The organism is Paenibacillus sp. BK720 (genome assembly GCF_011761545.1).
Taxonomy (GTDB): domain Bacteria; phylum Bacillota; class Bacilli; order Paenibacillales; family Paenibacillaceae; genus Pristimantibacillus.
In genome coordinates, this window is record NZ_JAASRQ010000014.1 from 1 (window position 1) to 12,491 (window position 12,491).

Consider the following 12,491-nt stretch of genomic DNA (forward strand, 5'->3'; position numbering starts at 1 on the left):
CAAAGTGAAGCAAATGCTTCGGAGTTACTTCCGAGTACTTTGCGGGGGCCCCATAAATGAACTTAAGGAATTCAAACTTTCGCATCCAGTTTTCAGGGCGCAATCAACAAGTGAATGATTGTCTAGTACAATGATTCATGGACGAATGCAACGACATTTGGCGATGTCGACACCTGATCTTACAGTATTCCTACGGACTGTAAGTGACACTAGTAGGACAAGCGTGGCGGTGTAGCTCAGCTGGCTAGAGCGTACGGTTCATACCCGTGAGGTCGGGGGTTCGATCCCCTTCGCCGCTACCATATATTAGGAGGCTTAGCTCAGCTGGGAGAGCATCTGCCTTACAAGCAGAGGGTCGGGGGTTCGATCCCCTCAGCCTCCACCATATATGTTTTTGCAATAATCCATGGAGCTGTGGTGTAGAGGCCTAACATGCCTGCCTGTCACGCAGGAGACCGCGGGTTCGAATCCCGTCAGCTCCGCCATTTTTTTGTCCATAAGTAAGGCTCGGTAGCTCAGTTGGTAGAGCAGAGGACTGAAAATCCTCGTGTCGGCGGTTCGATTCCGTCCCGAGCCACCATTTGCTTTTGGAGGGTTAGCGAAGTGGCCAAACGCGGGAGACTGTAAATCTCTTCCTAACGGTTCGGTGGTTCGAATCCATCACCCTCCACCATTTCTCATTATTGAGAGCCATTAGCTCAGTTGGTAGAGCACCTGACTTTTAATCAGGGTGTCGAAGGTTCGAGTCCTTCATGGCTCACCATTTATCTAAACGTACAACCCGCAGATTCCGGTCTGCGGGTTTTTTGATGTTTCATATTACAACAAATAAGAAAGCCTGAAGGAGAATGAACCTCAGGCTTATTTTCATTGCTTATTTGATTTTACGGATGCGAAGTTCTTCAACAATCTCGGCTACAGAAGCATCCAGGCGCTGCTTAAGCTCGTCATTCAGTTCGAACTGCGACTCGCCGACACCGGCATCAATACGGGCGATCTGAGAGTCGATGGCATAGACGCCGCTGCCGAAATGCTTGGCATTAAGCGACGAGAGAACAGGCTTAAGCGCATAGTCGATAGAGAGCAAGTGGGCAATGGTTCCGCCGATGAATAGAGGAGTAACGAATTTATCGGTAAGTCCTTTTTGCGGAAGCAGGTCCAGGAAGGTCTTGAGTACGCCGGTGAAGGATGCTTTGTACACCGGGCTTGCAATGATAACGACGTCTGCGGCCTCAACAATGGCAGCTGCTTCAACAATGGCAGGGCTGTCAAACCGCGCATGGATAAGGTCCTCAGCTGGTAAAGAGGCCACCGTAATATGGTTGAAGGAGATGCCTTTTTCCGATAGATGCGATTCGACATATTGCGTAATTCCTGCTAAACGGGATCCGGGATTAGGGCTTCCGGACAAAATAACCACTTGAGACATCATATCCACTCCTTAATTATATAAATTCCGATATGTAAACTATGAATTAATCCTAACACGATAATTTCCAGTCGTCAAACTCATTATAACGCTGCCGGTAAAGTTTTTAATCATTTTTTTCCTCATGGTAGGGAACAATGTTGAAAGCTACAACAATTGATGTAACTGACGAAGGGGAACATTCGAATGACATACTGGCTGGCTGTGGGGATGAGCGCTGTTCTCACGATTGCTTTTGTACCTGTTATGCAAAAGATAGCACTTAAATACGGAATCGTAGATCGGCCAAACTGGCGCAAAATTCACAATCGCCCTATTCCTCTAATGGGGGGAGCGGCATTGTATGTGGCATGCGTCGTGACGATTATTGCTTTCCAAGGCATAACGCCTTTGAGTTTAAGTATTACAGTTGGAGGGGCACTGCTCGTTTGTATTGGGTTGATGGACGATGCCTCCAAATCAAAGGGAAAAGATTTTCCTATCTGGCCTAGAGTTATTATTTATTTAGGCGTATCCATGATTCCGCTGTTTTTCGGCATACATATGGACGGCATTATGAATCCGGCTAATGGCCATTTTGTCGGCTTCCCGGTCTGGTTCGATGCGCTTGGCACAATCATTTGGATATTTGCCCTAATAAATATGATCAACTTCATAGACGGCGTAGACGGACTTGCCTCCGGTGTATGCACGCTTTCCTCCATGACTTTGTTCGTTACCGCCCTCATTAAAGGACAAGGAGACATTGGAGTAACGGCGATTATTATCGGTGGCGCCTGCATCGGCTTCCTGATCTATAACTTCCATCCTGCGCGGATTTTTATGGGGGATGCCGGTGCCACGTTCCTTGGCTATACGCTTGCGGTCATTGCCATCGATGGCGCCTTCAAGAAAGCAACCTTTATTACGATTCTCGTGCCGCTGCTAGCCTTAGGTCTGCCTATTCTGGATACGGTTATTGTTATGCTTCGCAGGCTGGCTACCGGGAAGGGGCTGCATCAGGCGGATAAGCTTCATACCCATCATGCGCTGATGCGCTGGGGACTGAACCAGGTGCAAACCGTCTCCTTTATGTATCTAATTGCGGCGCTCTTCTCCTTGCTGTCGATTCTGCTGCTCGTAATGAAAGGCTGAACGGAGCAGTAGTTTTGTGTTACAATGACGAAAAATAAAGCGTCATTCTTGGAGCTGGAGATTGGAGTAATGTAAAATGAGCACGACAGATTGGTTAACCCCGCTGCAGCACATTTTGAACTGTCAGGTTCGGTTCATTACGCTCTCATTATCGGACTGGAAGGGCCTTTTGCAGCAAGCGGATACAAGCTGGGCTTACGACGATAACCGCGATAAGATATCGGAAGGCAATCGCGCAGCGAATAACGGAAGGACATGGATCATTGTAAAAGTATCGGGTAATACGGTGGAAGCGCTCGAGATCGAAGGGGAGCTTAAGCAGGCAGAGGCCGAGTTAATTACTTGGACCCTGCAATGGAATCAGGCTCAGCAGCAGGCTCCAAAGCCAAGTACCTTCTCCGAGAGCGAATCCTTCGCATTAAAGCTCAGCGAGTGGATTCAGCAGCAGCTTGAATCGGAGGAGCCTTCGTATTCCATTCCCGATCATCTGACGGCGGGCGGCAAGCTGTTCGCAGAGATGATTCCCTTCTTATTGGTAACGGAATACACGAACGGCAAGCAGGCTTCCTATCCGGAGCTTGAGAAGCTGCTCCGCTCATTCCTTGCCGAGGATATTCTGCTTATCCCGTTAAAGAATCAAGAATGGCTGATTTGGGGACCTGTTTCCCTGTTAAAAGAAGCCGACAGCGAATTTATGGATGACGAAGACGAAGAAACGGTAGAGGACAGCTTGTCCTCCATCTGTCATGGCTTGCACGAGATGCTGGCCAGCGAATGGATCGGCGAATGCCATCTGGCCGTTGCGCATCCGGTTAGCCCGGCTAAAGGAATCGTGGAGACAACCGTACTGCTTCGGGAGACGATCAACCTTGGCCGCAAATTCCATGTAGGGACAAGCATTCATCTGCCATGGATGCTGCAGCTGGAGCGGCTGCTTAACGCTATTCCGGAGGTTCAGCGCTCAAGATACCTGGAGCACGCGCTTAAACGCACGGAGCTTTTTGTGGAGGCGGAGATGCTCGCAACCCTGGAGACTTTTTTCTCGCTTGACTGCAATGTCAGCGAAACCGCAAAGAAACTTTATATTCATCGGAATACGTTATTATATCGTTTAGATAAGTTGAAGCAGGAAACCGGATTGGATGTCCGGCAGTTCCGAGATGCTGTTTTAGTCAAAATAATTTTACTATTGTACAAAGTTACGAAAAGGAATTAGTTTTTTTGTAAAGTTTGTGCATAGTCACGAACGGGCCCGTGAGATAAGATATACCCATAAGAAATTTTCTTTTAGGGGGACATTCAAATGGCAGGCGTACGTTTAGAAGGCATTTACAAAAAATACCCGGGTTCCGACAAAGCTTCGGTAACTGATGTTAACCTTGACATTAAGGACAAAGAGTTTCTGGTATTGGTAGGACCTTCCGGCTGTGGTAAATCGACGACTCTTCGTATGATCGCAGGTCTTGAAGAAATCTCCGAAGGTAAACTGTACATCGGCGACCGCGTCGTAAACGACGTAGCACCGAAAGATCGCGACATCGCGATGGTATTCCAATCCTACGCGCTGTACCCGCATATGAACGTTTATCAAAACATGGCGTTCGGTCTTAAACTTCGTAAATTCAAAAAAGCAGACATCGACAAACGCGTTCGTGAAGCTGCTAAAATTCTTGATATCGAGCATTTGCTGGATCGTAAACCAAAAGCTCTCTCCGGCGGTCAACGTCAACGTGTAGCTTTGGGACGCGCTATCGTTCGTGAACCACAAGTATTCTTGATGGACGAACCACTCTCCAACTTGGACGCTAAACTTCGCGGTCAAATGCGTGCTGAGATCAGCAAGCTGACTAAACGTCTTGAAACAACTACAATCTACGTAACGCATGACCAGATCGAAGCAATGACAATGGGTGACCGTATCGTTGTTATGAAAGACGGTTTCATCCAACAAACAGCTTCTCCTGAAGAGCTGTACAACCACCCTGTAAACATCTTCGTAGCTGGCTTTATCGGCGCGCCTTCGATGAACTTCATCACGGGTACGCTTACTGATCAAGGCGGCACATTGAAATTCAAAACAACTGGCGTTGACGTTGCAGTACCTGAAGGCAAAGCAGCTACTCTTCGCTCCAAAGGTTATTTAGGCAAAGAAGTAATCCTGGGCATTCGTCCGGAAGATCTTCACGAAGAGCCAGTGTTCCTGGAAGCTTCCCCGAACACTATCGTTAATGCTAACGTTGAAGTTGCCGAAAACCTTGGTCACGAAATGTACCTGTACCTGAACGGTATCGGTTCCGACACAGTAATCGCTCGCGTTGACGGTCGTTCGACTCTGCGTGACGGTTCCACTGTTAAGCTTGCTCTGGACATGAACAAAGTTCACATGTTCGATAAAGAGTCCGAGCTGAACATTTTCGAGAACTAATTCTTACATTTACAACAAGGTCGTCTCCTTATGGGGGGCGGCCTTTTTTACGTTTACGGGCCGTTCACATAGAGCCCCCAATATAGTTTTATCTGTTGTTTAAAAATAAAAAACCGAAATAGTCGTTCGGGCGTCTAATACATAAGAAACGCGAGGATTGGAACGGGAGGGACTATGGACAGAGATGAATATGCAGCCGCAGCAATAAAGGGGGATGACGATGCGCTTATTGCACGCATTCAAATGGATCAGAGCCGCCTCTATGGCATTGCTTATTCTTATATGCGTAATGAGACCGATGCGCTTGAGGTCATCCAGGAAACGACCTTTCGGGTATGGAGTAAACGCCGTTCTTTACGCGACCCTAAGGTTTTCACGACCTGGGTTACGAGGATTCTAATCAGGGTGTGTCTCGATGAACGTAAAAAAAGGCTTCGCGAGCTTCCACTACTCGACGAGCTTTTGGAGAGAGATGCTCAAGCTGCCGATGGGAATGGCATTGATCGATTGGATATGGCTGTTCAACTGCAAAAGCTGCCTTCTAAATACCGAATGGTTATTGTTCTGAAGTATTACCGGGATATGACGATTACGGAAATTGCCGAGTTGCTGGAGAAGCCGGATGGAACGATTCGGACATGGCTGCATCAAGCACTGAAGCGCCTAAGGACGGATAACGCATACGGAAAGGAGGGGATGAAGATTGAGTGGGAATAAGCCGGAGTTTGATCAGATCTTAGATCAGCTTTTACAGGATAAGGCGGAGGTACAAAGAATGTTGGAGCATACCTCGGAAGAATCGTTTTCTGCAGCAGTAAAAATAGGCGTTGAAAAAGGAAGACAACAATTAAAGAGAAGGAAAAGACGCAGACTGACTCTGCAGATGGCAGTTGCGGCAGCCTGTGTACTAGTTCTTCTATCCGCTTGTATCCGGGTATCCCCGGCTTTTGCAGAGCTGATGCGCGAGATACCGGGTCTAAATGGGGTTGTCGAGTTGATCCAAGGCGATTCCACTCTGACAAGCGCGATGAATCATGAGTTTATTCAGCCGGTTAACAAATCGGTTAGCAAGAATGGATATACTCTTACTGTTGATGGTATAATGGCCGACCAGCAGCGGCTCGTAATTTTTTATTCGCGTGAAGGGCAGGATGTAAATGATGATATCAAACCAATTGACTATAAAATTACAGATTCAAGCGGCAATGAATTGAAGGGCTTGATAGGTTGGGGATATTCCTTAATTGGAAAAACGGAATCGGAGATAAAAGATATGACAAATATCCGCGATAGGATGGACATAACGTTAAGCGATGGCATAAAAATGCCGGACGCAATAAGGTTCAGCATAAAGCTGGGCGGTGCATGGCAGGACATCGATATCGCAATTAACCATAAGCAGTTTGACCAGATGCGTGAAGAAATTCCAGTTAATCAGACATTTAAAGTAGCCGACCAGCGATTTACCGTTGAAAAGGCACTCATTACTCCGCTACAGGCAACAGTGATAATCCGGAGAGAGCCTGACGCTAAGATCCGTGCAAATTCATTTATGAGGCTGGCACTCGTTGATGAAAAGGGGCGGCGATGGGAGACAAAAGGCGGTTTTGGCATGCTGGACGACGGTACGACAACGCTCACATTTCAGAGCAATTATTTCGAGAAGCCGGAGCATCTTCGGCTGGTAGCGGATGGACTGCTTCTTTCGCCGAAAGGACAGAAGTTTGTTATTAATACAGAAACCGGAGAAACATTGGAGACACCGGATGACCGAATTCAGTTAACGAACGTACAGGTGACCGCTTCGGGGGTCAAATTATCAATTGAAGCAAAACGTTTGAGTGAACCGGAACAAGGGTACGGATATTGGCTGCTTAATTACAAGGCTTTGTTTCATGACGCAACGGGAGCGGAATTTAATTTAAAAGAAGGTGATGGCGTACAAAGCAGCTCAAGAGGGAATACGGATGGTTCAGGAGGATCCTATGAAGCTTATTACACCATTCCTGACAAACGGTATAAGCAGCCGTTAACTTTTGAGCTTTATCAATACCCTGGATATGTCGAACAACCGGTGAACGTGGTTATAAAATGACGAAAAGCGCCGAGCGACGGAGAAACGTTGCGTTCGGCGCTTTTTTCCTTTACGATGAAGCTATTGGCAATGGATTACACCTTTTATATAACTTAATTCGAGAACGCAAGTGAGGAGGCCGTTCGATGGCTAAGAAAGTAAAAGTATCGGAGCTAGTACAACATTTCTCGATGGAGATCGTATCCGGCGAAGACGGCTTGAAGCGTTCTATTCTGGTGGATGACCTGTATCGCCCGGGTCTGGAGATGGCAGGTTATTTCGATTACCATCCGCATGAGCGGGTACAGCTGCTCGGCAAGACGGAGCTTACCTTCCTTAGCACGCTGACAAGCGAAGAGCGCAGATGCCGGTTTGAACAGCTGTGCCACGAGAATACGCCATGCATTATTCTGACCCGCGGGCTTGAAGCGCCGGAAGAGCTGGTCGAGTACTCCAACATAACGCAAATCGCAGTGCTTCGAAGCAATGTGGCGACGACCATTCTGCAGAGCCGGATTACGGACTTCCTGGAGAAAAAGCTTGCTCCAACCGCAACGATCCACGGCGTCCTCGTGGACGTATACGGCGTTGGCATGCTTATTACGGGCGGAAGCGGCATCGGTAAAAGCGAAACGGCGCTTGAGCTGGTAAAGCGCGGCCATCGCCTTGTAGCCGATGATGCGGTTGAGATCCGCCAAACCTCCGATGGACAGCTGTTCGGCAGCGCGCCGGAGTTGATTCGCCATCTGCTTGAGATTCGGGGCTTAGGCATCATCAACGTGATGACGTTGTTTGGCGCCGGTGCCGTGCGGACAAGTAAGCGGATTACGCTTGTTATCAAGCTTGAGAACTGGCAGCAGGATAAACAGTATGACCGTCTTGGACTGGATGAAGAAAAGACAAGGATCATTGATACGGATGTGCCTTTGGTCACCGTACCGGTGCGCCCCGGCCGAAATCTGGCCGTCATCATAGAGGTCGCCGCCATGAACTTCCGTCTGAAGCGGATGGGGTATAACGCCGCTCTGCAGTTCACGAATAAGCTGACCGAGACGATTGCCGAAGACACGGATGATTTCGATTGATCGTTTCAGGGAATGGAATGCAGGAATAGACCTATTATAGAAGGAGCACGGAACAATGAATTTGTTAATTGATCCAACGGCATTTTCCATCGGGGACATTCATGTGCGTTGGTACGGGATCATTCTCGGTACGGCGGCTTTGGTTGGCTTGCTGCTCGCCGTACAGGAAGGAAAAAGATTCGGCATCAAGCCGGAGTTTTTCATGGATCTGCTGCTGCTTGGCGTGCCGTCGGCCGTCATCTGCGCGAGAATTTATTATGTAGCGTTCACCTGGGATGAGTACAAGAACAATTTCGTGGACGTTTTCAAAATCTGGAACGGCGGGATTGCGATCTACGGCGCCTTGATCGGGGCTTTTCTGTGCGGATTTTTCTACTTCCGTTATAAAGGGTATCCGTTCTGGCGGCTGGTAGATATTTGCGCGCCGGCGCTTATTGCCGGTCAAATGATTGGACGCTGGGGCAACTTCATGAACCAGGAGGCGTATGGTGGTCCGGTGGATGAGAGCTTCCTGCGGAATACGCTGCATCTGCCTGATTTTATTGTCAATCAAATGTATGTCGCAAGCGAAGGCGTCTATCACCACCCGGCATTCTTGTACGAATCGCTCTGGAGCTTGGTAGGCCTTATTATTCTGCTTGTCATCCGCCGTCAGAAATTCCTCCGCGCCGGTGAGCTTGTAGCGATCTACTTCATCTGGTACTCCATCGGACGCTTCTTCATCGAAGGCATCCGCACGGACAGCTTGGCCTTCCAAGGCCCGGGAGCACTGGGCTCCCTTATGGATGCTCTGTGGACGCCAATGACTTGGTTCGGGTTCGAGCAAGGCTTCCTTGATCCGGCGTATGGCGATGTACGGATCTCGCAGCTGCTTGCGGTATTGCTCGTTATTGCGGCCGTGATTTTTATCGTTGTCCGCCGCGTGAACGGATCGGCATCTGTCCGTTACAATGATCCGATTGTATCCACAAAGGAGGTGTCGGCGCCCGTAGCCGACGCTAAAACGGACAACCTGTAAGTCTTAACAGCAGTAGGAGTGAACGTAAGAATGACGAGCAATATTAATACGATGCTATTCGATCTGGATGGCACGATTATGGATACGAATGAGCTGATTATCCGCTCTTTCATGGAGTCGTTGAAAGGCCTGGTACCCGAGGGGTTCGGGAGAGAGCATATTATTCCGAGCATGGGTCTTACGCTTGAAGCGCAATTTCGGAATTTTACGGGTCTTACGGATGTGGAGCATCTAATCAAGGCCTACCGCACGGTAAATACAAAGCTTCATGACGAGCTGCTGCGGCCGTTTCCTTATACGAACGAGGTCATGAAGACTTTGCATGAGCAGGGCATTCGAATTGGCGTGGTTACAACCAAGATTCGGATGTCGACGGAGCGGGGAATGAAGTTTTGCGGTCTGTATGATTATGTTGACGCGTTTGTGACGGTGGACGATGTCGTTAATCCGAAGCCGCATCCGGAACCGGTTCTAATGGCTCTGGAGCTGCTTAACGCGGACCCGGCCACAACGATTATGATCGGCGATAGCGCAGTTGACATGATCTCCGCCAAGGAAGCGGGCGTTATTCCCGTTGGCGTAGCCTGGTCGCTTAAAGGCGGGGAGCTGCTGAAGGAGAACGGAGCGCGGTATATCATTGACGATATGCGCGAGTTGTACGCATTCGCGGGAATGGAGCGATAGCCCTGTGCGGAACGTGGAGCGTTATCCGGTAGAAGGGCCTAATGCCCTATGGCAGATGTACCGAACGGTTAGCCGGTTTAAGGCGGTACGTAATTTTGTCGCTATCCAGGCAGCACGGTACTGTCCCGAGCTGAGGGTGAAGAATTGGATCTACCGCAACATCCTTGGCATGAAGGTTGGGAAGCAAACCGCTTTTGCCCTGATGGTGATGGTGGATGTTTTCTTTCCGGAACGGATTGAAGTCGGGGACAATACGATCATCGGCTATAATACAACGATTTTGACCCATGAGTATTTAATCAAGGAATACCGGCTTGGCACTGTGAAGATTGGCTCGAATGTGATGATTGGCGCCAACTCCACCATCTTGCCCGGCGTAACGATTGGGGATAATGCCGTTGTTGCAGCGGGTTCGGTCGTTCATAAGGATGTGCCCGCGAATACGTTTGTGGGCGGCAATCCGATTCGGGAGATCAGGCGGCCGGACGCTAAAGAGCACAAGGATGAAGACAAGCGGGTCTTGCTGAGATCATAGCGGCCGGCAGCGGGCCCAAAGGGGAAAAGCCTCACTATTCGAATCTCTTGAGGGAGCGGATAGCGGGGCTTTCTTGCTGGATATTAAGTCTCCGCCCTGGGACGGTGGAGCCGTTTCACCTTGACGGAAGCGGATGTTCATGCTAATATTACGACTAACATTTTATTTTGGTAGTATGGTAACATGGTAGCACTTTAATATACTAAAGTATTTGAAGGTGAATAGAGATGTCCAAACCTAAAGTTTTTGAGAAACCGATTGGCGTAAAAGATTATCTTCCCGGCGCGGTAGCGAAGCTGCGCCATATTGAACGCGATGTGCTGGCCTGCATGAAAGGCTGGGGCTACGAACAAATTATTACTCCAACAATGGAATACTATGACACGGTAGGCGTCGCGAGCTCGACATCGGACCAGAAGCTGTTCAAGCTGCTCAATAACCGGGGTACAACACTAGTGCTGCGTTCGGATATGACAGCTCCGATTGCGCGCGTGGTATCTTCGCTGCTGAAGGAATCGCAGTTCCCCCTTCGTTTGTCCTATCACGGCAACGTATTCCGCTCGATTGAAGAAGAGTCGGGACGCGAGGCGGAATTCTTCCAGACAGGGGTGGAGCTTGTTGGCGATGCGTCCGCGGAGGCCGATGCGGAAGTGGTGGCACTGGCTATCGCCTCGCTTAAGGCGGCAGGCGTTGACCGGTTCAAAATCGCAATCGGCCATGTCGGCTTCCTGAACGGCTTGTTCGAAGAGACGCTGGCAGGACGCGACGAAGCACAGGAGCAGCTGAAAGCCTGCCTGTTGAACCGCGATTATGTCGGTTACCGGGAAAGCTTGCGAGGGCTTGAGCTGGAAGAGCCGGTTCAACGCGAGCTGGAAGGAATCCTTCGTCTGCGCGGCGGCCAGGAGATCTGCGAGCAGGCGCTGCAGCTTAGCGCTGATGCGACGGCCCAGCAGTCGATCCGCCACCTGTGCGAAATATGGGACGTGCTGAAAGCATACGGCGTATGCGAGCATGTTTTGATCGATCTGACCATGATTGGCGATTTCTCTTACTATACCGGCATGACGTTTGAGGGCTACGCGGCGGATCTTGGCTTCCCGGTGGCAAGCGGCGGGCGTTACGACAATCTGCTCAGCCAGTTCGGGCGTCCGGCGCCGGCTACGGGCTTTGCGCTGAAAACCACGCGTATCCTGGAGCTGATTGGAGCGGAAGAGGACACGGCGGGCGCTACGCGCGTCCTGATCGGTTATGACGGCGAAGGCCGTGCAGAGGCTTTGGCAGAAGCGCAGCAGCTTCGCGAGAAGGGAACAGCCGTTATCACGGAGCGTATGACAGCAGAGGATTGGAAAGAGCTTAGCGAAGGCTCGTTTACTTATAAAGGCGTGACATATACGAAGGGACTGCCGTTCATCGGCGGCGTGGATAAGGCGACAGGAGGCAGCAGGCAATGAGCGAAGCGAAAAAAGACATTTTAAAGGTTGCGATGCCGAAAGGCCGCATCTACAAGCAGGCATCAAAGCTGTTCCGCGAAGCGGGTCTGCCGATTCCGAGCGACTTCGACGATACGCGCAAGCTGATTATCGAGCTTCCCGAAGTGGGCATGGAATTTATTATGGCGAAGCCGGTTGACGTTCCGACTTACGTGGAGTACGGCGTTGCCGATATCGGGATTGTGGGCAAGGACGTGCTCATGGAGGAAAATAAGGACGTCTACGAGCTGCTGGATCTTGGCATCGCGAAATGCCGCATGTCCGTTATCGGATTAGCGGACTGGAAGCCGGTTATTAACCCGCGGGTAGCTACGAAGTATCCCAACGTAGCTTCGCAATATTTCCGCGAGCTCGGTCAACAGGTGGAGGTCATTAAGCTGAACGGCTCGATTGAGCTGGCACCGCTTATCGGTCTGGCCGACCGTATCGTCGATATGGTGGAAACGGGCCAGACGCTGCGCGAGAACGGACTTGTCGAGATGGAGCCCATCTTCCCGATTACAAGCCGTCTGATCGCTAACCGCGTCAGCTACCGGATGAAGAACGAAGCGATTCAAAGCTTGTGCGACCGCCTGCAGGATACGATTGCGGCTAAGGTCTAACACGCTGGACATAAA

General features: G+C 49.9%; 12 protein-coding genes and 6 tRNA genes. 17 read left to right on the top strand and 1 reads right to left on the bottom strand.

The window, feature by feature from the left end; all coding sequences use genetic code 11:
* Positions 1 to 225 precede the first annotated feature (225 nt).
* From FHT67_RS29135 to FHT67_RS29160, 6 genes are all read left to right on the top strand, one after another.
* Positions 226 to 302, top strand: a tRNA-Met gene (locus tag FHT67_RS29135).
* Positions 303 to 309: 7 nt separating this feature from the next.
* Positions 310 to 385: transfer RNA gene (locus FHT67_RS29140), tRNA-Val, on the top strand.
* Between the two features lie 23 nt (positions 386 to 408).
* Positions 409 to 485 (top strand) — tRNA-Asp (locus tag FHT67_RS29145).
* A gap of 19 nt (positions 486 to 504) precedes the next feature.
* Positions 505 to 580: transfer RNA gene (locus FHT67_RS29150), tRNA-Phe, on the top strand.
* A gap of 9 nt (positions 581 to 589) precedes the next feature.
* Positions 590 to 673 (top strand) — tRNA-Tyr (locus tag FHT67_RS29155).
* A gap of 14 nt (positions 674 to 687) precedes the next feature.
* A tRNA-Lys gene (locus tag FHT67_RS29160) sits at positions 688 to 763 on the top strand.
* 111 nt (positions 764 to 874) lie between these two features.
* Here the strand turns inward: FHT67_RS29160 and ssuE are convergent.
* On the bottom strand, positions 875 to 1,429 hold the full coding sequence (ssuE, locus tag FHT67_RS29165) for an NADPH-dependent FMN reductase (protein ID WP_165930845.1): 555 nt from the start codon (positions 1,427 to 1,429) through the stop codon (positions 875 to 877).
* 186 nt (positions 1,430 to 1,615) lie between these two features.
* On the opposite strand from ssuE, the gene FHT67_RS29170 reads away from it, so the two are divergent.
* The 11 genes from FHT67_RS29170 to hisG all read left to right on the top strand — a co-directional run bounded on the left by FHT67_RS29170 (position 1,616) and on the right by hisG (position 12,476).
* Entirely contained in the window at positions 1,616 to 2,563 is a 948-nt protein-coding gene (locus FHT67_RS29170; protein WP_132313426.1) for an MraY family glycosyltransferase, read from the top strand.
* Between the two features lie 76 nt (positions 2,564 to 2,639).
* Positions 2,640 to 3,779 carry a PucR family transcriptional regulator gene (locus FHT67_RS29175; protein ID WP_167202099.1) on the top strand — a complete coding sequence of 380 codons (1,140 nt, stop codon included), beginning with the start codon at positions 2,640 to 2,642 and terminating at the stop codon, positions 3,777 to 3,779.
* A gap of 87 nt (positions 3,780 to 3,866) precedes the next feature.
* Complete coding sequence (locus FHT67_RS29180; protein ID WP_132313422.1) at positions 3,867 to 4,988, top strand: ABC transporter ATP-binding protein; 1,122 nt, start codon at positions 3,867 to 3,869, stop codon at positions 4,986 to 4,988.
* A gap of 174 nt (positions 4,989 to 5,162) precedes the next feature.
* Positions 5,163 to 5,705, top strand: coding sequence for a sigma-70 family RNA polymerase sigma factor (locus FHT67_RS29185; protein WP_167202100.1), 543 nt, complete (start codon positions 5,163 to 5,165; stop codon positions 5,703 to 5,705).
* A complete protein-coding gene (locus tag FHT67_RS29190; protein WP_167202101.1) occupies positions 5,692 to 7,083 on the top strand; it encodes a DUF4179 domain-containing protein in 1,392 nt (463 codons plus the stop codon). Before FHT67_RS29185 ends, FHT67_RS29190 begins: the two co-directional genes overlap by 14 nt.
* A 125-nt stretch (positions 7,084 to 7,208) precedes the next feature.
* Entirely contained in the window at positions 7,209 to 8,147 is a 939-nt protein-coding gene (gene hprK, locus FHT67_RS29195; RefSeq protein ID WP_132313416.1) for an HPr(Ser) kinase/phosphatase, read from the top strand.
* Between the two features lie 55 nt (positions 8,148 to 8,202).
* The gene (gene lgt / locus FHT67_RS29200; RefSeq protein ID WP_132313414.1) at positions 8,203 to 9,165 is read left to right on the top strand and encodes a prolipoprotein diacylglyceryl transferase; all 963 of its coding nucleotides are present in this window, start codon (positions 8,203 to 8,205) and stop codon (positions 9,163 to 9,165) included.
* A 30-nt stretch (positions 9,166 to 9,195) separates the two neighbouring features.
* On the top strand, positions 9,196 to 9,849 hold the full coding sequence (gene ppaX / locus FHT67_RS29205; RefSeq protein WP_167202102.1) for a pyrophosphatase PpaX: 654 nt from the start codon (positions 9,196 to 9,198) through the stop codon (positions 9,847 to 9,849).
* A gap of 4 nt (positions 9,850 to 9,853) precedes the next feature.
* Positions 9,854 to 10,384, top strand: coding sequence for a DapH/DapD/GlmU-related protein (locus FHT67_RS29210; RefSeq protein WP_167202103.1), 531 nt, complete (start codon positions 9,854 to 9,856; stop codon positions 10,382 to 10,384).
* Positions 10,385 to 10,611: 227 nt separating this feature from the next.
* Positions 10,612 to 11,835, top strand: coding sequence for an ATP phosphoribosyltransferase regulatory subunit (locus FHT67_RS29215; RefSeq protein ID WP_167202104.1), 1,224 nt, complete (start codon positions 10,612 to 10,614; stop codon positions 11,833 to 11,835).
* Positions 11,832 to 12,476 carry an ATP phosphoribosyltransferase gene (gene hisG / locus FHT67_RS29220; RefSeq protein ID WP_012772162.1) on the top strand — a complete coding sequence of 215 codons (645 nt, stop codon included), beginning with the start codon at positions 11,832 to 11,834 and terminating at the stop codon, positions 12,474 to 12,476. The genes FHT67_RS29215 and hisG overlap by 4 nt, the downstream gene beginning before the upstream one ends.
* The last annotated feature ends 15 nt before the right edge of the window (positions 12,477 to 12,491 follow it).